Genomic DNA, 20,302 nt, shown 5'->3' with positions numbered 1-20,302 from the left:
GAGGACCGTCCGTGCCGAGACCGCGAGGAGCAGCCGATGCCGAACGTCGCCACCCGCCGTCACGTCCGCTGCGTCGGCGACCTGCCCCGGCTGCTCCTCGCGGTCTCGGCACGGACGGTCCTCTGGTCGGTGCTGCTGCTCGCACTGTGGGCGTCGCTCCCCGCGGCGTTCGGGTGGCACGTCACGACGGTCGTCTCCGACTCGATGGCCCCCGGGATCCGCACCGGGGACGTCGTCGCCGCGATGCCCGTCGACCCGGACGACCTCGAGGCCGGACGGGTGCTGCTCGTCGAGGACCCCGACCACCGGGATCGACTCCGTCTGCACCGGCTCGAGCGCATCGAACCGGACGGGGGCCTGCGTCTGCGCGGGGACGCGAACCCGACGGCCGACCGCACGGCCGTCGAACCCGCGGCGGTCCTCGGAGTCGGGGTGCTGCGGTTCCCGTGGATCGGGCTGCCGGGCGTCTGGATCCGCGGGGGCGACTGGACCGCCCTGCTGCTGGCCGGCGTCGTCACGGCCGTGCTCGTCGTCGCCGGGCGTGCTGATCGGGACGTCGTCGCCGGTCGCCCCTGCCGCACCTGCGGCACGCCTCGACGCGATCTCCACTCGCCCGTGGTCGCGGAGCCCCGGACCGCGACCGTCACCACCCCGACGTCGACCACCGCGCCGGTCGCGGTGTTCACGGCAGCGGCCATCACCCTCACCCTGCTCGCTGGAGCCGGCGCTGGCGCGGGCGCTGGCGCCGGGTTCAGCGGCTCGACCGGGGCCGCCTCGACGCTCGGCACCGGCGGCTTCGGGTGCTTCCACCAGCCGGCGCCGGGCACGTCACTCGCGTGGGACTTCGCCGAGAAGAACGGCCCCACCGTGCTGGACACGTCGGGCCTCGGGCGGGACGGGACGCTCGGCGCCGGCGTCACCCGGGTCGACGGATCGTGTGACCAGAACCCGTTCATCAGCTTCGGGTCGAGCTCCGGTGCCGACGGCGTGGTCCACACGAAGGCCGCGGGAGCGGCGCCGCAGGTCTTCGCGCTCGAACTGTGGTTCCGGACCGACCGACAGGGCCGGATCATCGGCTTCGCCCAGCGGGCGACGGGCGCCACGAGCGCCTACGACCGGAACTTCTACACCGGACCGGACGGACGCCTGGTGTTCGGGGTCTGGGACGGCACGGTCGCGAAGGTCGTGCAGAGCACCGCCCGGGTCGACGACTCGTCGTGGCACCACGCCGTCGGACAGTTCCGCACGGGTCAGCTCGAGCTGTGGCTCGACGGCGCCCTGGTCGCTGCACGGACCGACGTCGCATCCGCAGCGTCGTACAACGGGTTCTGGCGAGCCGGCCACGGGCTCATCGACCCCACCTGGCCGAACACACCGACCGTCGACACCTTCGTCGGGTCGATCGACACCGTACGGGTCCACCCGACCTTGCTGACACCCGCAGCCGTCCGAGAGCACCACGCCCGAGGGAGATGATCCCGCAGACCCGCTCGCCCCGGACGGCGCGGCGTCAGTGCGTCGCCTGCTCCACCCGGATGCGCGCGAGGATCTCGCTGCGCAGCTGGTCGGGAGCGGTCTCCTTGCAGGCGCGACGGACGGTCTCCATGAGCACGACGCCGACGCGGTGCTCGGTCTGGCAGTCCTCGCAGCCGTCCATGTGCTCGCGGATGTCCGCGGCGTCCTCGTGGCGGAGCTCGTCGTGCAGGAACTCCTCCAGCTCGGCCTTCGCCTTCGAGCAGTCGCAGCCGCTCATCGTGCGTCCTTCCGTCCGGTGCGACCCGTGGCCGCGGTTGCCTTCGTCGTCTGTGCCGCGCCTCGTCCCCGTCCACGCATCGTCGCCGTCGACGCTGCGTCCGGGACGATGCCGGTCTCACGGGCGTGGTCCGCCAGGAGCCCACGGAGGAGCCGGCGGCCACGGTGGAGGCGGCTCATGACCGTCCCCACGGGGGTCTTCATGATGTCGGCGATCTCCTGGTACGAGAAGCCTTCGACATCGGCGAAGTACACGGCCATCCGGAAGTCCTCCGGGATGGCCTGCAGGGCGTCCTTCACGGCGGAGGACGGCAGGTGGTCGATCGCGTCGGCCTCGGCGGACCGGGCGGAGATCGACTGGGTGACGCTCTCCGCGCCGCCGAGCTGCCAGTCCTCGAGCTCGTCGATGGTGCCCTGGTACGGGTTCCGCTGGTTCTTGCGGTACGTGTTGATGAACGTGTTCGTGAGGATCCGGTACAGCCAGGCCTTCAGGTTCGTGCCCTGCTTGAACTGGCGGAACGCGGCGAAGGCCTTGACGAACGTCTCCTGCACCAGGTCCGACGCGTCGGCCGGGTTGCGGGTCATCCGCATCGCCGCACCGTAGAGCTGGTCCATGAAGGGCAGGGCCTGGTCCTCGAACAGGGACCGCAGCTCCGCCTCGGAGACGGTCTTCGCGTCCACCGGCTCGTCTGCGGCGTCGTCGAGGGCTTCGTGCTCCTCTTCGACGGCGTCGAGCTGCACCTCGGTCTCGTCGACCAGGTGGTGCGGAGCTGCCTGCGGTTCGTCGGTCGTCATCGCCGCCAAGTCTAGGCCGAGCGTGCCGAGCGTCGTCGGCACCGCGGTCAGCACGGTCGCCGTGCCGGTCCGCTCTCGTGCGAGTGTTGCTGTCGCCACTGATCCTCCCGGTGCGTTCAGTACCCTGGTGAACCGATGGCAGACACGACGCATTCCCACAGCGGGGCCCAGCCCGCCGACCCCTGGATCGCCCCGGTCGCAGGGGGTCCGCTGCGCGGCGACGTCGCGCTGCCCGGGTCGAAGTCGCTGACGAACCGGGAGCTCGTGCTCGCGGCCCTCGCGGACGGCCCCTCGACGATCCGGCTCCCGCTGCACTCCCGTGACTCGGCGCTGATGATCGCGGGCCTCCGTGCGCTCGGCGTCGGCATCGAAGAGCTCGAGCCGGCGGCCGGCACCGCCCCGAACCCCTACGGCCCGGACCTCCGGATCACGCCCGCCCCGATGCACGGCGACGTCCGCCTGGACTGCGGGCTGGCCGGCACCGTGATGCGCTTCCTGCCGCCGCTCGCCGCCCTGGCCGTCGGTCCCGTCACGGTCGACGGCGACCCCTACGCCCGCAAGCGGCCGATGCACGCCATCGTGCAGGGACTCGTGGACCTCGGTGTCGACGTCACGGACGACGGCGGCGGTTCGATGCCGTTCTCGTTCACCGGCACCGGCTCGGTCCGCGGTGGCGCCCTGACGATCGACGCCTCGGCGTCCTCGCAGTTCGTCTCCGGCCTGCTGCTGTCGGCCACCCGCTTCGACGAGGGCCTGCACCTCGCCCACGTCGGCGAGCGCCTGCCGAGCATGCCGCACATCGAGATGACCGTCGCGGCGCTCCGTGCCCGCGGCGTCCGCGTCGACGAGCCGTCGGTCGGCGAGTGGGTCGTGCACCCCGGCCCGATCGGCGCGCGTGACGTCACGATCGAGCCCGACCTGTCCAATGCGGCGCCGTTCGCGGTCGCCGCGCTCGTCGCCGGCGGCACGGTCCGCATCCGCACCTGGCCGACCGAGACGACGCAGGTCGGCGCCGACCTCGAGACGCTCCTGCCCCTGTGGGGGGCGAGCGTGGCCCGTGACGGTGACGACCTGGTCGTCGACGGCGGCGTCGGGATCCGGGGTGGGGCCTCCTTGCCGGGTCTCGAACTCGACCTGAGCCGCGGCGGCGAACTCGCCCCGGCGCTCGTCGCGCTGGCCGCGCTGGCGGACGGCCCGAGCGAGATCACCGGCATCGGTCACCTGCGGGGGCACGAGACGGACCGCCTGGCCGCGCTGGCGGCGGACCTCAACCGGTCTGGAGGCGCGGTGCACGAACTCGACGACGGCCTGCGGATCGAGCCGGCGCCGCTCCACGGCAGCGCCTGGGGCGCGTACGACGACCACCGGATGGCGACCGCGGGGGCGATCGTGGGCCTCGTCGTCGACGGCGTCGCCGTCGACGACATCGGGTCGACCGCGAAGACGCTGCCGCAGTTCCCGGAGCTGTGGGTCGCGCTCGTGGCGTCCTCGGTGACCGCTGCACCGGTGAGTGGGGACTGACGCATGAGCTGGTGGGACGACGCCGACGGTGACGACTCCGACGCGGACGAGCCGTACGGGCAGTACGACGAGTCGAGCGTCCGGGTGCGTCCGAACCCGAAGGGCAACCGACCGCGCACGAAGACCAGGCCGACGTACGACGACGCCCCCGTCGGCTGGGTGACGAACGTCGACCGCGGGCGGTTCGGCGTGCTGATCGACGACCACGTCATCACCGCGACGAAGGCCCGCGAGCTCGGCAAGAAGTCCGTCGTCACGGGCGACCACGTGTCGCTCGTCGGGGACGTCTCGGGCGACCCCGGGTCGCTCGCGCGCATCGTGAAGGTCGCCGAGCGCACCACCCTGCTGCGACGGAGTGCCGACGACTCCGACGAGGTCGAGCGCGTCATCGTGGCGAACGCCGACCAGATGCTCATCGTGGTGGCCGCCGCCGACCCCGAGCCGCGCACCCGCCTGATCGACCGGTACCTGGTGGCCGCGTTCGACGCCGGCCTCGACCCGATCCTCTGCATCACGAAGACCGACCTCGCCGACCCGGCTGCGTTCCTGGCGCACTTCGCGTGCCTGGATCTGCGGATCGTGACGAGCCGATCGGACGACGTCCCGTTCGAGGCGCTGCACGAGCTCCTGGACGACAAGGTGACCGTGACCGTCGGGCACTCCGGCGTCGGCAAGTCGACGCTGGTGAACGCCCTGACCGGCTCGACGCGGGCGATCGGGGTCGTGAACTCCGTGACCGGTCGCGGGCGGCACACGTCGTCGTCGTCGATCGCGCTGCAGGTCCGTGACGGCGGGTGGATCATCGACACGCCGGGTGTGCGGTCGTTCGGCCTGGGGCACGTCGACCCCGCGAACGTCTTCCGGGCGTTCGCGTCGCACGCCGTGCCGGTGCGGCCCGCGCGGGACGGCATCCCGTTGGCGCAGGCGCACGACTGGGAGATCGTCGACCGGGTGCAGGACGGGGAGCTGGGGCCGACCGGTGTCGAGCGGCTCGACTCGTTCCGGGCGCTGCTGACCGGCATGGGTGCGTCCGACCCTGGTTCCGAGTAACGCGCCGGGCGGTGCCGGTCGGGCGGTCGGCGGCTGGTCGGCGGCTGGTCACGACACCCCGCGGTGTGTGCGTCGAGTGGTCACGAACTGTCGGCTGGAGGTGCGGCACCCGACAGTTCGTGACCCCTCGAGCGCCGGCGTGCGGTGAGTCGTGACCGCTCCGCTTCCCGCGCCCCTCGCACGGTGCGGACCTCGCACCGTGCGAGGGGTGCTTGAACGGTGCGAGGTCGTGCACTCCGTGCGGGCTCGCGGGCCTCGCACGGAGTGCGCAACCTCGCACGGGACGATGCCTCGGTACCGGGCCGGCGTCGACAAGCGCGCATCGGGGTTGTACAGTTGCGGTCGTGTCTGAAGTTGCAAAGTACAACTTTGCGCCGACCCCCGCTGTCGACGCCCCGTCCCCGAGCACGACGACGACGTCGCACGCGCACCACTCCCCCACCCACAAGTCTCCGCGAGCCCCGAAGCCGCAGCGGTCCGACAGCGTCCTGCGCCCCGCCGGCCTCGGTCGCGTGCTGCTAACGTTCGCCTCGCACATCCTCGTGCCGCTGTTCCTGGCCGCCGGCATGGGCCTGGCCTACCTCGGTGCCTTCCACGCCCCGGCCCCGCAGGAACTGCCCGTCGGCATCGTCGGCCAGGGCGCGGCCACCCAGGTGTTCGCCCAGACCGTGACCGACCAGTCCGACGGCGCCCTCGTGGCCCATGTCGTCGCCTCGACGAAGGCGGCCGAGCAGCAGGTGCGCGACCGCGACCTCGCCGCCGTGTACGCGCCGACGGCGACGGGTGCCACGCTCTACGTCTCGACCGCCGCGTCGGAGACCACCGCGAGCGCCGCGCAGAAGGTGTTCCTGCCGATCGCCTACGACCAGCACGTGCCGTTCCGGGTCGTCGACGTCGTGCCCACGGGCGACCAGGACACCACCGGCCAGGGGCTGTTCTTCCTGCTCGTGGCCCTGAGCGTCGGCGGGTACGCGTCCGCGATCGCCGTGGCCTCGGTCGCGACGAAGCTCCGTGCGGTGTGGACCGCGGTCATCGGGCTCGCCACCGCCGGGGTCGTCGCCGGCATCGGCGTGATCGTCGCCGGACCGATCTACGGCGTCATCACCACCCACCACTGGCAGGTGTTCCTGTTCGCCTGGCTCTACGACGCGATCATCGTCGCACTCGGCGTCGGGCTGCACCCCGTGCTCGGACGGTGGACCACCCCGATCCTCACGATGCTCTTCGTGATGCTGAACTTCACGTCGTCCGGCGGGATCTTCCAGCCGGCGTTCCAGCCCGGGTTCTTCGCCGCGCTGCACACCTTCTGGAGCGGTGCCGCGTGGCTGCAGGCCGCACAGGACCTGCAGTACTTCCCGGACGCCTCGCTCGGCCGGTCGTCGCTCGTGCTCGCCCTCTGGCTGGCCGCCGCGCTCCTGCTCTGCGTCGTGGTGCACGGGCTCGTCGCCCGCCGGACCCGCATCGCCCGCGAGCGCGAGGTCACCCGGCTCGAGGAAGAAGAGGTCGTCGCCGCGTAGCGACGGTAGGTTGGGCGACGTGGACCTCAGCGCCGACCTGGACTTCGCCCGCTCCCTCGCCGACACCGCCGACGCGATCAGCTTCGAGCGCTTCCGTGCCGCCGACCTGCACGTGACGAAGAAGGCCGACAGCACGCACGTCACCGACGCCGACCAGGCCGTTGAACGAGCCCTGCGCGAGCGGCTCGCCGCCGAGCGACCGGACGACGCGTTCCTCGGCGAGGAGACGACGGCGGACACCGGGGCCGAGGCCGTCAGCGAAGGACACCGCCAGTGGGTGGTCGACCCGATCGACGGCACCGCCAACTACCTGCGCGGCGTGCCGGTGTGGGCGACCCTCATCGCGCTCGCGGTCGACGGCCGTCCGGTGCTCGGCGTCGTCAGCGCTCCCGCCCTCGGCAAGCGCTGGTGGGCGGCCGAGGGTTCCGGCGCGTTCTCGCTGGACGGGCCGCTCCGGGTCTCCGGGGTGTCCGAGCTCGCCGACGTGAGCCTGAGCTACAACAGCATCCAGCAGTGGGACGACGACGACCGCCTCGAGTCGCTCGTCGACCTGTCGCGCCGGGTCTGGCGCACCCGGGCCTACGGCGACATGTGGTCGTACATGATGGTGGCCGAGGGCGTCCTCGACGTCGCCGGCGAACCGGACCTGAAACCGTGGGACATCGCAGCCCTCGTCCCCATCGTCGAAGAGGCCGGCGGCCGCTTCACCTCGCTCGACGGCGATCCCGGGCCGTGGCACGGCAGCGCGCTCGCATCGAACGGCCTGGTGCACGACGCCGTCGTCGAGGTCATCCGCCGCGACTCCTAGGCACGGTCGGCGGGCAGGTCAGCCCCGCTCGGCGGACCCCGGCGCCTCGGTCCGCTCGGCGGATCCGTTCGCCCCGGCGCGCTCGGCGGACCCCGCAGCCGCGTCCGAGTGCTCGGCGTCCCCGTCCGACCGCCGCGCCGCCCGACGACGCGCCACCAGGTCCGCACCGGCCAGCACGAGCGCCAGCGCCATCAGCGACACCGTGAACGTCGTGCCACTGCGGAACGCGTCGTGGTACGCGTCAAGACGACTTCCGGACCCGCCAGATCCCGACCCCGCTGCTTCGCTCCGAACGATCCCGTAGAAGATGCTCGTGGCGACGGCGGTGCCGATCGCGGTACCGACACGCTGCCCGAGCTGCTGCATCGACCCCGCCACCCCGGACTGCTCGACGGGGATCTCGGCCAGGGTCAGGGTCTGGTTCGGCGACACCACGAACCCGCCACCGAGTCCGCCCACCAGGGACGCGCCGGCCATCGCCCACGGGGTGACCTCCGGCGGGGTGGCGACGGCGGCGACCATCAGCAGCAGGAAGCCGACGACGACCATCCCGAGCCCGGCGACGACCAGCGCCCGCCCGACCCGGTCGACGATCCGTCCGCCGATGTACGAGCCGACGGCACTCGTCGCGGCGAAGGGGATGCTCACCATGCCGGCGAACAGGGGCGAGAGCCCGAGGCCCTCCTGCAGGTACAGCGTGACCATGAGGAACGACGCCGGCAGCGCCGCGAAGTAGACGGCCACGATCGACAGCCCGTTGCGGTACGACGACAGCCGGAACAGTTCGAAGTGCACCACGGGCGACTTGCCCTGCCGCTTGAACCGCTGCTCCCAGAGCACGAACAGCACGAGGAACACCGCGAAGCCGACCAGCCAGAACCAGCGGGTCGCGGAACCACCACCGCCGCTGGTCAGGACGAACGGCAGCATCAGGGTGATGATCGCCGCGCCGAGCAGCAGGATGCCGACGACGTCCAGTTCACGGTCCTGCGCCTTCCCCTGGGCACCCTTCGGCAGCAGGCGCACGGCGAACAACAGCGCGGCGATCCCGAGGGGCACGTTCATCCAGAACAGCAGCCGCCAGCCGGACTCCTCGCCGCCGATCGCGATGAGGCCACCGCCGATGGTCGGCCCGAGGGCCGTGGAGATGCCGATCATCGCCCCGAACAGCCCGAACGCGCGGCCTCGCTCCGGTCCGCGGAACAGCTGCTGCACCAGTCCGATGACCTGGGGCATCTGGATCCCGGCGGCGAAGCCCTGCAGGATCCGCGTGACGATCAGGACCTCGATGTTCGGTGCGACGGCGCACAGCAGGCTCGATCCGGTGAACGCACTGAGCCCCACGATGAACATGACGCGCCGGCTCTTCAGGTCCCCGAGCCGACCCGCGGGCACCAGGGCGAGGCCGAACGCCAGCGCGTACCCCGCCACGATGAGCTGGAGCGACGAGCTGGTGGCCCCGAGGGACTGCTCGATCGAGGGGAGCCCGACGTTCACCTTGGACAGGTCGAGGATCGTCAGGGCTGCGACCGCCACGCACACGGCGAAGGCCCGCCACCGGGTGCGGTCATCGAGGCGGGCGTCGGTCGGTTCGGCGTTGGACATCCCGTCCTGGCTACACCTGCGAGGACGAACGAGGTCCGGACAGAGCTGTACCCCGGTTCCGTCAGGCGGACCCGGATCGGGGTGCAGAGGGCGGGTGCCACACCCACCTCGTGGCCCCCCGTACTGGGGGCACCGTTCTGGACATCTGCGAGCCGGAGTCCGCTCGGCGGGCCGGTACCTGAGTTATCGTGCTCCAGACGGCAGGTCACGTGACGCTCTCGGATTCCCTAGATCCGGACGGCGGAACAGACCGGTCGTGTTCGTCCGAAGACCCTAACCCGAGGGGTGATACAGACGATGACATCATCGTTCCCGAGCGGAACCGAGTGCACCCACACTCGTCGACCGCATCCAATCCACGACAGTTCCGGCGCGCGCTCAGTCGCCGCCGCTCGTCCGCACTCCGCCACGGTCACCCGCCGTGCAGCAGTCCGGTCCGCCTCCGTGCGCCCCGTCGCAGCGACCCCCGTGTTCGCCGACGCCCTCCTCGCAGCATCCGCCTCCGGACCCGGAGGCCGGTGAGTCATGGCACTCACCGGTCGACGTCTCGAGGTCGACCGGATCGCGACCCTCGCAGTGCTCCCACGGGAGTCCGCGATGGTCGTGGTCGGCGACCCTGGTTCCGGACGCAGCAGCGTCCTCGACGCGGTCTCGAACCGCGTTTCCCTCCCCGTCGTCCGGGTCGGTGTCAACGGGAGTGAATCCCGCTGGCCACTGGCCGGGGTGACCTCCCTGTTCACCGCGCTCGACGACCCTCGAGCGACCGCACACATCGCCCACCTGCTGCAGGCAGGCGGGACCGCGGCCGCCGTGACGGCCGGGCTGGCGGCGGCGCACGACTTCCTCGACGCCGTGCACGCCCTGACCCTTCCGCCGACGCTCGTCCTCATCGACGACCTCGACCGGATGGACTCGGAGAGCCAGGAACTCATCGCGTTCCTCGCCGGACGACTCGCGGGCACCGCCCTGCGTGTCGTGGCGACGGTCCGCTCGGTGCCGTCGGACGGGCCGCTCGCGGCCCTGCCGACCCTGCGCATCGAACCACTGCCCTCGGACGAGGCCCTGGTCCTCGCCCGGGCCATGGCACCGGCCGAGGCGAACGACGGCGTCCTCGCCGTCCTCGCCGAGGAGACCGGTGGCAACCCCGGCGCGCTCCGCGAACAGCTCGCGGTGCTCACCCGGGAGCAGCTCACCGGCGCGGAGCCGATCGTGCTCCCGCTCCGACCCACTCCGACGACCGAGGCCATCGCGGCACTCGCACTCGGGCCCGCCGCGGGACGCGATCTGGACGTCCTCGCGAAGCTCGCCCTGGTGCCCGTCGCGAAGACCACGGCGTGGGACCGGGACGAGCTGGACGACCTGGTCGGGGCCGGTCTCGCGACCGTCCGTGGGCAGAGCGTCACCGTCCGGCACCCGCTCGTGCGTTCCGCGCTCTACTGGCGGATGCCCGCCCGTGACCGTCGTGCGGCACACGCCGAGCTGGCCACGGCGAGCGCGGAGAGCGACCCGCGGTCGGCCGCGTGGCACCGGAGCTTCGTCGACGACGTCCCCGACGTGGTCGCACTGCTCCAGGCCGCACGGTCGTACGTCGTGGACGGCAACGTGCACGCCGCGATCGCGCTGACCGAACGTGCCCTGCACATCGGTGGCGGGACCGAGGACGAGCACGTCGCGCTCCTCGGGGTCGCGGAGGCCATGCTCGGCAAGCGCCTGCTCGGCTTCGCCGCGCGGTACCTCGCGGCGCTCCGTCCGTTCCGGACGACGCCGAACGAGGTCCGCCGGCTCCGGCTGCAGTACTCGGCCGAGTACCTCAGCGGTGACGCCGTGCACGCGGACGAGCTGCTCGTCCCCGTCGACGCGACCGACCCGGCCGAGGTGGACGCCGTCGCCGGGCTGATGGCCATGGTGGCCTGCTTCCGTGCCGAGGCGTGGGAGCTCGACCAGGCGAAGGACCTGCTGCACCGGATCGAACCGCTCGAGGGGTCGGCGTCCGCGCACACCCTCGAGATCACGACGACCGCGCGGGAGCTCATCGCCGCCGTGGACGGCGTGCTGCCGCCCGACACCGAGCTGCACGACGGGCTCGCGACGTCGGAGCTCGTGGCGATGTCCGACCCGTCCCTGCTGCTCCTCGCCCACGCGCTCAGCATCAGCGAGCGCTACCGGAGCGCGCGACGGGTGTTCGCACTCGTGCTCGCCCGGGGGCCGGAGACCGCAGCGGTGTGGACCGAGGCGGCGCGCTACCTGACGGCCGAGAACGAGGTGCGCTCCGGCAACTTCCGGCAGGCGCTCCGCGCGATCGACGTGTGGGAGTCCGGTTCGTCCGTCGCCGAGCGGTTGCGTGAGCCCTCCCGGGCGATCGCCGTCGCGTGGCGGCACTTCGCCGAGGGCCGTTCCGCCGAGGCGCTCGACGTCGTGGACCGGTGCCTCGCGCACCGTTCGACGAGCCGGCTCTGGGGTGCGACGGCGAAGCTGCACGCGCTCCGCGGCAAGGTCCTGCTGCTCGACGGCCGCCTCGACGAGGCCGCCACCGCGCTCGAGGCAGCCGACGCCATCGGTCGGTCGCTCCGGAACCCCGCGGTGCTCCGGCACCTCGGCGACCTGGTCGAGGCGTACGTGCGGCTCGGACGGATCGACGACGCCCGGACGATCACGGCCCGCCTGGCGGCGGACCACCACGCCCGGCCCGGGCGCTGGGGTGCACTGGTGCTGGCGCGGAGCCTCGCGCTCGTCGCCGACGACACCACCCGCGAGCCGGCCCGTCGCCGTGCGCTGGAGCTGTTCCAGCCGCACGACTCGCAGTACGAGCGGGCTCGCACGTTCGCGGCGCTGGCCGCGGTCGGCAACCCGGCGGAACGGCCGCGTCTCGGCGCGGCGGCCGCGGCGGCGTACGAGGCGGCCGGCCTGCGCCGACCGCTCGTGACGCCGGCGCCGGCTGCGGCGATGCCGCAGTTCGGCACGGGCTCGTCGTCGATCCGGTCCGCACCGGTGCTCTCGCCGGCGTTCCCCGGGACGCCGCGCAGCGCTCCCGACGCGTCAGCGGTGCTCACGTCACTGACCGCCGAGGAGCGTGCGGTGGTGCAGAAGGTCACCGAGGGCTACCGCAACCGCGAGATCGCCTCGTCGCTGTTCATGTCGCAGCGCACGGTGGAGCTGCGGCTCACGCAGATCTACCGCAAGGTCGGCGCGCGGTCGCGATCGCACCTGGTCGCGCTCCTCACGTAGGAGACGCACCACAGGGGAGGCCCGGTACCAGCTGGTACCGGGCCTCCTGTCTGCGCGCGGTTGCGGGAGTCCGCACGCGACCGCAGCGCGGTGTGCCCCCGCACGCGGGGAACCGCAAGAGCGTCCGACGGGTGTTGCCGTGTGGTCGGCGGCGGGTGAGGCTTCTCCTGCACCGACCGCCGTGCCCCTCCCCCGGGGGCCAGCCCGCGGTACCCCGTCCGGTACCCGAACCCCTCGGCCCAACGACACCGACGTCCGTCCTCGCCTGATCCGAGGACGGGCGTCGGTTCCCGGGCCGGGAGGCCCCGGACGCGCGGCAGACCCGACGGCGGTCGGTGCCGCACCAGTCCCACCTCCCCGTTCCACCCACCCTCGTTCCCCCGAAGGGACAGCCGATGTGCGGCATCATCGCGGCCCGCGTGTCTGACGACGCGACCCCCTACCTGCTCGACGGACTCGAACGACTCGAGTACCGCGGGTACGACTCCGCCGGCATCGCCGTCCGGACGGCCGTCGGCCGCACCGAGACGATCCGCTCGGTCTCCCGCGTCGGCGACCTGCGCACGCTCGTCGCGGCACGCTCCGGTGACGCGCTCACCGGCGTCGGCATCGGTCACACCCGCTGGGCCACGCACGGTGCCGTGCGCGAGGCGAACGCGCACCCGCACGCCGACTGCACCGGCCGGATCTCGATCGTGCACAACGGCATCGTCGAGAACGCGGACCGGCTGCGCCAGACGCTCGAGGCGCAGGGCCACCGCTTCCGGTCCGACGTCGACTCCGAGGTCATCACGCACCTGGTCGAGCGGGCGCTGGCGGTCGACCCGGACCTGATGCTCGCGGTGCAGATCGCGACGGCGCAGCTCGAGGGCTCGTGGGCGATCGTGGTCCTGGACGCCCGGGACGGCCGCATGGTCGTGGCGGCGGACCGTTCGCCGCTCGTCGTCGCACGCTCCGGCCGCGGCGACTTCGTGGCGAGCGACATCGGCGCGATCGCCGAGTGGTGCGAGACGTTCGTGGCGCTGCGCGACGGCGACGTCGTCGAGCTCGGTGAGGCCTGGACCTGGTCGTCCGACGGCATCACGGTACCCGTGCCGTTCCCCACGCCGTCCCCGTTCGCCGCCGCAGCGCTCGACCTCGGCGACCACACCGACCACATGGCGAAGGAGATCGACGAGCAGGCCGACGTCGTCGCGACGATCCTGGACCGGGTGACCCGCCGCACCGCCGACGGCAGCATGTGGGTGGGCCTCGGCCTGGCCGGCTTCCACCGGCTGGCGATCGTCGCCTGCGGCACGTCGCTGAACGCGGGCCAGGTGATCGCGACCGCACTGCGCGGGATCGGTGGGGTGCCGACCGACATCGTCGTCGCGAGCGAGGCCGACCAGGCCGTGCTCGGTCCGGGCACCCTGGTCGTCGCGATCAGCCAGTCCGGTGAGACCGCGGACGTGCTCCGCGCCCTGGACCGGTTCGAGGACCGCCACCCGGTGCTCGCGCTGACGAACAACATGCACTCCTCGCTCGCCCGACGAGCGGACGCCGTGCTGGACTGCCACGCCGGCCCGGAGATCGGGGTCGCGGCCACGAAGACGTTCACGGCGCAGGTCGTCGTCGGCGTCGCGGCGATGATCTCCGCGATGGTCGCCTCCGGTCGCATCGAACCGTCCCGCGCGCAGGTGCTCGTCGACGAGCTGCTCGACCTGCCGGCCCGGATCGAGCACGCCGCGCGGGTGTCCGCCGAGCGGATGCCGCTGCTGGTGTCGAGCGTCAAGGAGGCGACCGGGTTCCTGTTCCTCGGCCGCGGTGCCGGACTGCCGTACGCCGCCGAGGGCGCCCTGAAGCTCAAGGAGCTCAGCTACCGCTGGGCCGAGGCCTACCCCGCCGGCGAACTCAAGCACGGGCCGCTCGCACTGGTGGACGACGGCACCCCGGTGGTCGTCATCGACCACGGTGAGCCGAAGATCCAGTCGGCGATCGCCGAGGTCCGGGCACGCGGTGGCTTCGTCATCACGATCGGCGGCGAGTCGGCGGACATCCCCGCGCTCGGCCGCCGTGGCACCGGCGACCTGGCCTGGGGTGCGATGACCGCGCCGTGGGGTCCGCTCGAGGCCGTCGTGCCGCTGCAGATGCTCGCGCGGGAACTGGCCCTGCAGCTCGGGTGCGACGTCGACAAACCCCGGAACCTCGCGAAGTCGGTGACGGTCGAATAGCCGGGCGCCGACGCGTGAACCGCCTGACGGTCTTCCTCGCCGTCCTCACCGCCCTGGCGATCGCCGGCACCGTGGTTCTGGTCACGGTGGTGCTGACGACGCCCGGGCTCTCCTGACGCCGATCCCGCAGGGTCTTCCTGGGCGGGGCTGCGATGCTGGTCACTTGACCACCGCAGCCCCGCCCCTCGTCTTCGTCGCGCTCCTCGTCGGCGCCGTCCTGCCGTTCGTGCCGTTCGTCGGCCGCGTGGCCCGCATCGCCGCGACCATCGCGCACGAGGTCGGGCACGCGATCGTCGTCGTGCCGTTCGGCGGGCGGATCCAGCGGATCGAGCTGCACCCGGACGGGTCCGGCGAGGCCTGGGTCCAGCTCGGTCGGGTGCCCGGCGGCATCCGGTGGCTCGTCCGGATCCTGAACCTGTACGCCGGGTACAGCGCACCGCTGTGGGCGGGGGTGCTCCTGGTGACCGGGGTGCTGCACGGCTCCCGCTGGCTGCCCGTGGTGGTGCTCGCGGTCATCGGGGTCGTGGCGCTGGCGTTCGTCCGGAACTGGTTCGGCCTGCTCGTCGTGCTCGGCTTCGACGCGCTCGCCCTGTGGGTGGCTGTCCGCCCGTCCGAGGCCACCGTCCTGGTGGTCGCCGCCGTCGGGGCGTTCTTCGTCGTCGACGGCGTCCGCTCGGTGGTGCAGGTCGGTCGCTGGCTGGTCACCGCCGCCCGGGTGCAGACCGACTTCCACATCGCCGCGGCCGAGATGCGGGTGCCGGCGTCCCTGTGGTTCGTGCTGTTCGTCGCCGTGAACGCCGTCGCGGTGTGGCTGGCGCGCGAACCGCTGCTCCAGGTCTGGGACACCGTCGTCGCCGGGGTCCGCGCGCTCGTCTGAGGCTGTGCGCGCGTAACCGGGGGCCGCAATCGCCTGTCCGCGCCGAGCGGCTGCGAGGCTACCGCCAGACGACCCCCGGAGGTGTCCCATGGCGACCGACGACCACGGCTTCGCGACCGAGCAGGTACACGGCGGCTTCGTGCCCGACGCCGGGCACGGCGCCCGGGTCCCCGCGATCCACATGTCCTCCGGGTTCCTGTTCGACGACTTCGACCAGGCCCGCGACCGCTTCGCCGACACCGACACCGACGACGGCTACACCTACACGCGCCTCGGCAACCCCACGAACGCCGACGTCGAGCGTCGCGTGGCGCTGCTCGAACGCGGTGTCCAGGCGATCCTGGTCGGGAGCGGTCAGGCTGCGGCGACCGTGGCGTTCCTCGGTCTGCTGCAGGCCGGCGACCACGTCGTCAGCGCCCGGAGCATCTACGAGGGCACGCGCGGGCTGCTGCTGCAGAACCTCGGCCGGCTCGGCATCGAGGTCGACTTCGTCACCGATGCCCGCGACCTCGACGCCTGGGCCGCCGCGGTCCGACCGAACACGAAGGCGTTCTTCGCCGAGACGATCCCGAACCCGAAGAACGACGTCCTCGACATCACCGGCGTCGCCGAGACCGCACACCGCGCCGGCGTCCCGCTGATCGTCGACAACACCCTCGCCACGCCGTACCTGGTGCGCCCGGTCGAGCACGGTGCGGACATCGTCGTGCACTCGGCGTCGAAGTTCCTCTCCGGGCACGGCGCCGGACTCGGCGGCGTGGTCGTCGACGGCGGCCGGTTCGACTGGTCCGCGGCCCCCGAGCGCTGGACCCACCTGACCAGCCCCGAACGGTCCCTCGGCGGCGAGAGCTACGTCGACCGGTACGGCAACCGGGCCTTCGCCGTGTTCGCCCGCGACGTCGTCGCCGCACGCATCGGCCCGGCGCCGTCGCCGTTCAACGCGTTCCTGCTCCGCCAGGGCATCGAGACGCTGTCACTGCGGGTGGAACGCCACTGCGCGAACGCGCTGGCCGTCGCGTCCTGGCTGGACCAGCAGCCGGAGGTGACGAGCGTCGACCACGCGGGCCTGGCCTCCAGTCCGTTCCACGACCTCGCCCAGCGCTACCTGCCCCGCGGGGCCGGGTCCGTCTTCGCCTTCACGCTCGCCGGTGGCGAAGCCGCCGCGCGGGCGTTCATCGACGCCGTGCAGCTGTTCAGCCGGATGACCCACCTGGGCGACGTCCGCTCGCTGATCCTGCACCCGGCCACCACCACGCATGCCGGCCGCACGCCGGAAGAGCGAGCCGAGCAGGGCATCGACGACGGCCTGATCCGGCTGTCGGTCGGCATCGAGGACGTCGCGGACCTGCTCCGCGACCTGGAACGCGGGCTCGTCGCGGTGCGGTCCGCAGACGCCGCCGGCGGCCTGGAGGCGCGTGGAGCGTCCGACGCGCACCGCGCGGCGGTCGGTGGGCCGGCCCTCGACCGGCAGGGGCGCTGAATGGCCGAGCTGCAGCACTTCGGGTACTTCTTCTCGCGCGGCTTCGGCCCGCAGGCCTGGGGCCGTTCCGACTGGGACTGGGGCCACGACTGGACGAAGCCGGACCTGTACCAGCAGTCCGTCCGGACGCTCGAGCAGGCCGGCATGGACCTGGTGATCGCCGAGGACGCCGTCTCGCTCGGCTCCCCCGCGACCCTCGACCTGCGCATCCGGCAGGCGTACGGCGGCCCGAAGCACGACCCGCTGCTGCTCGCCCCGTACCTGTTCGCCGCCACCTCGCACATCGGCATCGCGCCGACCGTCAACGCGGGGATCACCCCGCCGTACCTGGCGGCACGGCAGTTCGCGACCCTGGCGCACCTGTCCTCGGACCGTCTGGGCATCAACGTCGTCACCGACGTCGGCAGTGCACGCCACGCCGGCCTGCCGCCGCTGCCGCACGACCAGGCGTACGACCGCGCCGAGGAGTGGATCACGCTGCTCCGCCGGCTCTGGCACTCGTGGGGCGACGCGTACGTCGGCGCACCGGACTCGTGGCACTTCGCGGACGGCGACGCGCTCGACGCGTTCCACCACGAGGGCGCCCACTTCACCGCCGACGGTCCGCTCAACGCGCTGCCGCTGGCGTCGGACCCCGTGGTCGTCTCCCCCGGTGGCTCGGGCCGAGGGCTCGCGTTCGCCGGGACCCACTCGGACGTGCAGCTCGCACTCGCGCCGCTGTCCGCCGCCGCGGTGACGGACTACCGCGCCCGGGTGATCGCGGCAGCCGAGGCCGCGGGGCGGTCCACCGCGGACCTGCGGATCCTGTTCGTGCTCAAGCCCGTGATCGTGTCCTCACCGGAGGAGGCCGACCGCATCGTCGCGGCGTCCGAGCACCCCACCGACGACGCGCTGCGTGCGGCGGCGATCGCGTGGTCGAGCGACTCCGAGACCGACCTGCTCGCGCTCGACCTGGACGCCCCGGTGCCCGACGGGACCTTCGGGGAGCACGTCTCGGCCGGCACGATCCGCGGGCTGCTCGGGGACACCCCGGACGCACCGCTGCGGGAGCTGCTCACCCGCAAGGCGCGGCAGGGGCGGATCGCGCCGGGGTCCGGATCGCGGTCCGGATCGCGGTCCGGGTTCGTCGGGACGGCGGACGAGTTCGCGGACTTCATCGAGGAGCTCGGCAGCGACGCCGACAACGACGGGATCATCTTCTCGGGCGACCTGCACCCCGCGCAGATCCACCGGATGTTCGGCGACCTGGTGCCGGTGCTCCGGCGCCGAGGGCTCCTGCGACGGGAGTACGGCGCCGGAGGGATCCGGGCGAACCTGTTCGACTTCTAGCGGGGGCGGCTGCGAGCTACTTCTTCTTCTTGGACTTCTTCTTCGCGTCGTCGTCGTCCTTCTTCGACTTCTTCTTCCCGTCGTCCTTCTTGGACTTCTTCTTGCCGTCGTCGTCCTTCTTCGACTTCTTCTTCCCGTCGTCCTTCTTGGACTTCTTCTTGTCGTCGTCCTTCTTCGACTTGGCCTTGCTCGCACCCGTCGGCAGCGGCAGGACGGTCGACACCGCCTCCGGACCCGCCTGCGAGACGTTGGCGTCGGCGTCGTCGGACGCGGCCTCGGTCTCCGTCTCCGTCTCCGTCTCCGGCGACTCCACCCCGTCGATCGGCTCGACGACCACGGCCGACCCGGTGTCCAGCTCGACGTCGACCGCGTGCTCCTCGAGCACCGGTGCCAGGGCGTCGGCGACCCGCTCGACCGTCAGCACCGCGTCCGCCTCGGCGAGCCGGAGCAGGGCCTGCGCGGTCCGGACCCGGGTGGTCGTCTTGCGCTCGAGGACGTCGGACCGTGCCCCCTCGAGGAACGTGCGCAGGGCGCGTTCCACGGCGGAGCGTCCGCGCGGGGCAGCGCGGTCGAGCCGATCGAGTTCCCCGGCGACCCCGGAGACGTCGTCGGCGACGTGCTCGTGGCGGAACGACTCGATGAGCGCGGCGATGGCTGCGGCGGCACGTTCGACCCCGGCGGAGCGCTGGTCGAGCACGACGAGCATCTCGACCACCGAGCCGTAGGTGACGGTCTCGAGGCGAACCGGCTCCGCGCCGCGGCCGCGAACGACCAGGCGGGTGTCGGGGTTCGGCAGCCATGCGGCGAGGGCGGCGACCGTGGCGACGGAGCCCACGATCCGCTCGTACTCGCTGAGCACCACTCGTTCCTGCTCCCGCAGACGGACACGGATCGCGATCTCCTGCACCACGTGCTGACCTCTCGTTCGGGTTCGACGCGAGCGTGTTCTGCGCGCCTGCTCCGGAGCGTAGTCCTCGGACGTGGCGGAACAGCGAACGCCCCGGCACTGTCCAGGGGACGGTGCCGGGGCGTTCAGGTGGCGCAGCGTGACAGCGGTTCGTCGTTCGGCGAATGGTGGAGATGGGGGGAATCGAACCCCCGTCCATCGCTGCAATTCGACGTCTTCTACGGGCGTATCCGGATAGTTCGTTCTGCTCGGCCCCGTCCTTTGCTACCGGCTTCTAGGACGACGGGCCCAGTCTCAGTGCAAGTCCCGCACGGCCCTGAGGCGCAACCGTGCAGCAAGTCCTCTGGATGACGTCGGGATCAGGTTAGAAGACGGTCACCTGGCCGACGGACTTCATGTGCTGGGCTGCTTACGCAGCGAGAGCGAAGTCAGTGCGCTTGGAATTGGCACTTGTTGTTTTCCACGGATCGTTTACGAGATAACCGTGGGTCCTCGGCCCGCTTCCCGTCGGCACACAGGCAATGTCGAAACCGATCATCCCCATGCGGGCCGGACGTGCGAGCCGCTGTCACGCTGTTGAGTTGCCAATGCCCCTGTCGGAGCAGTCCCTCAGTCTAGCCGAGGAGGTGCGTCGGCGCTACTCTCCGACGCGGTTCCGGGTGCGCATGGCCCGCTCGGCCTCACGCTTGTCGGTCTTCTCGCGCAGGGCCTGGCGCTTGTCGAACTCGCGCTTGCCCTTCGCCACGGCGATCTCGATCTTGGCCCGACCGTCGTGGAAGTAGATCTGCAGCGGCACGAGGGTGTAGCCGCCCTGCGCCGTCTTGTGCGAGATCTTCACGATCTGCTGCTTGTGCAGGAGCAGCTTGCGCTTCCGCCGCGGCGAGTGGTTGTTCCACGTGCCCTCGGTGTACTCCGGGATGTGCACGGCGTCGATCCACGCTTCGCCACCGTCGATGTAGGCGTACCCGTCGACCAGGGACGCGCGCCCCATCCGCAGGGACTTCACCTCGGTGCCGGACAGGACCATGCCCGCTTCGTACGTGTCCTCGATGAGGTAGTCGTGCCGTGCGCGACGGTTCGTCGCGACGATCTTCTCCCCGCGTTCCTTCGCCATGACGACTCCTCTCGATGGTGACCGGTGCAGTGCGCTGCTCGGGTGGTTCCGCGCAGCCCTACAGACTAGTCAACACGAAGCGGGCGGCGCACCTTCCCGGCGCGCCGCCCGC

General features: G+C 72.1%; 15 protein-coding genes and 1 other RNA gene. 10 read left to right on the top strand and 6 right to left on the bottom strand.

Going from position 1 to position 20,302, the window contains the following annotated elements; translation table 11 throughout:
* Positions 1 to 1,476, top strand: a 1,476-nt coding sequence (locus tag DEJ06_RS04880) for a LamG-like jellyroll fold domain-containing protein (RefSeq protein WP_309147287.1), incomplete at its 5' end; no start/stop codon positions are given.
* Positions 1,477 to 1,510: 34 nt separating this feature from the next.
* Here the strand turns inward: DEJ06_RS04880 and DEJ06_RS04875 are convergent.
* Together DEJ06_RS04875 and DEJ06_RS04870 are read right to left on the bottom strand one after the other, a co-directional pair.
* Entirely contained in the window at positions 1,511 to 1,753 is a 243-nt protein-coding gene (locus tag DEJ06_RS04875; RefSeq protein ID WP_027465838.1) for a zf-HC2 domain-containing protein, read from the bottom strand.
* Positions 1,750 to 2,601 carry a sigma-70 family RNA polymerase sigma factor gene (locus DEJ06_RS04870; RefSeq protein ID WP_111024012.1) on the bottom strand — a complete coding sequence of 284 codons (852 nt, stop codon included), beginning with the start codon at positions 2,599 to 2,601 and terminating at the stop codon, positions 1,750 to 1,752. Before DEJ06_RS04870 ends, DEJ06_RS04875 begins: the two co-directional genes overlap by 4 nt.
* An 81-nt stretch (positions 2,602 to 2,682) precedes the next feature.
* On the opposite strand from DEJ06_RS04870, the gene aroA reads away from it, so the two are divergent.
* From aroA to DEJ06_RS04850, 4 genes are all read left to right on the top strand, one after another.
* Entirely contained in the window at positions 2,683 to 4,068 is a 1,386-nt protein-coding gene (aroA, locus tag DEJ06_RS04865) for a 3-phosphoshikimate 1-carboxyvinyltransferase (RefSeq protein WP_111038581.1), read from the top strand.
* Between the two features lie 3 nt (positions 4,069 to 4,071).
* Entirely contained in the window at positions 4,072 to 5,118 is a 1,047-nt protein-coding gene (gene rsgA / locus DEJ06_RS04860) for a ribosome small subunit-dependent GTPase A (protein WP_111033366.1), read from the top strand.
* 344 nt (positions 5,119 to 5,462) lie between these two features.
* Entirely contained in the window at positions 5,463 to 6,635 is a 1,173-nt protein-coding gene (locus tag DEJ06_RS04855) for a hypothetical protein (RefSeq protein ID WP_146245672.1), read from the top strand.
* A 19-nt stretch (positions 6,636 to 6,654) separates the two neighbouring features.
* On the top strand, positions 6,655 to 7,443 hold the full coding sequence (locus tag DEJ06_RS04850; RefSeq protein ID WP_111038635.1) for an inositol monophosphatase family protein: 789 nt from the start codon (positions 6,655 to 6,657) through the stop codon (positions 7,441 to 7,443).
* 18 nt (positions 7,444 to 7,461) lie between these two features.
* On the opposite strand, the gene DEJ06_RS04845 is transcribed toward DEJ06_RS04850, so the two are convergent.
* Entirely contained in the window at positions 7,462 to 9,048 is a 1,587-nt protein-coding gene (locus DEJ06_RS04845; RefSeq protein ID WP_111038580.1) for an MFS transporter, read from the bottom strand.
* Positions 9,049 to 9,573: 525 nt separating this feature from the next.
* Here DEJ06_RS04845 and DEJ06_RS04840 point away from each other — a divergent pair.
* The 5 genes from DEJ06_RS04840 to DEJ06_RS04820 all read left to right on the top strand — a co-directional run bounded on the left by DEJ06_RS04840 (position 9,574) and on the right by DEJ06_RS04820 (position 18,169).
* Positions 9,574 to 12,273, top strand: a complete 2,700-nt coding sequence (locus DEJ06_RS04840) for a LuxR family transcriptional regulator (protein WP_111038579.1) — start codon at positions 9,574 to 9,576, stop codon at positions 12,271 to 12,273.
* A gap of 395 nt (positions 12,274 to 12,668) precedes the next feature.
* Complete coding sequence (glmS, locus tag DEJ06_RS04835; RefSeq protein WP_111029180.1) at positions 12,669 to 14,483, top strand: glutamine--fructose-6-phosphate transaminase (isomerizing); 1,815 nt, start codon at positions 12,669 to 12,671, stop codon at positions 14,481 to 14,483.
* Between the two features lie 163 nt (positions 14,484 to 14,646).
* Positions 14,647 to 15,360, top strand: a complete 714-nt coding sequence (locus tag DEJ06_RS04830) for a M50 family metallopeptidase (RefSeq protein ID WP_181436806.1) — start codon at positions 14,647 to 14,649, stop codon at positions 15,358 to 15,360.
* Positions 15,361 to 15,448: 88 nt separating this feature from the next.
* On the top strand, positions 15,449 to 16,840 hold the full coding sequence (locus tag DEJ06_RS04825) for an O-acetylhomoserine aminocarboxypropyltransferase/cysteine synthase family protein (protein ID WP_111038577.1): 1,392 nt from the start codon (positions 15,449 to 15,451) through the stop codon (positions 16,838 to 16,840).
* Positions 16,841 to 18,169 carry an LLM class flavin-dependent oxidoreductase gene (locus tag DEJ06_RS04820; RefSeq protein ID WP_111038576.1) on the top strand — a complete coding sequence of 443 codons (1,329 nt, stop codon included), beginning with the start codon at positions 16,841 to 16,843 and terminating at the stop codon, positions 18,167 to 18,169.
* Between the two features lie 16 nt (positions 18,170 to 18,185).
* Here the strand turns inward: DEJ06_RS04820 and DEJ06_RS17995 are convergent, their stop codons facing one another.
* The 3 genes from DEJ06_RS17995 to smpB all read right to left on the bottom strand — a co-directional run bounded on the left by DEJ06_RS17995 (position 18,186) and on the right by smpB (position 20,190).
* Positions 18,186 to 19,079, bottom strand: coding sequence for a hypothetical protein (locus tag DEJ06_RS17995; protein WP_146245788.1), 894 nt, complete (start codon positions 19,077 to 19,079; stop codon positions 18,186 to 18,188).
* Positions 19,080 to 19,241: 162 nt separating this feature from the next.
* Positions 19,242 to 19,618, bottom strand: a transfer-messenger RNA (tmRNA) gene (gene ssrA, locus DEJ06_RS04810).
* Positions 19,619 to 19,713: 95 nt separating this feature from the next.
* A complete protein-coding gene (gene smpB, locus DEJ06_RS04805) occupies positions 19,714 to 20,190 on the bottom strand; it encodes an SsrA-binding protein SmpB (protein WP_027465851.1) in 477 nt (158 codons plus the stop codon).
* Between the last annotated feature and the right edge of the window lie 112 nt (positions 20,191 to 20,302).

This window comes from Curtobacterium sp. MCLR17_051, from assembly GCF_003234395.1.
GTDB lineage: Bacteria > Actinomycetota > Actinomycetes > Actinomycetales > Microbacteriaceae > Curtobacterium > Curtobacterium flaccumfaciens.
This window is presented reverse-complemented; position numbering and strand designations above follow the sequence as displayed.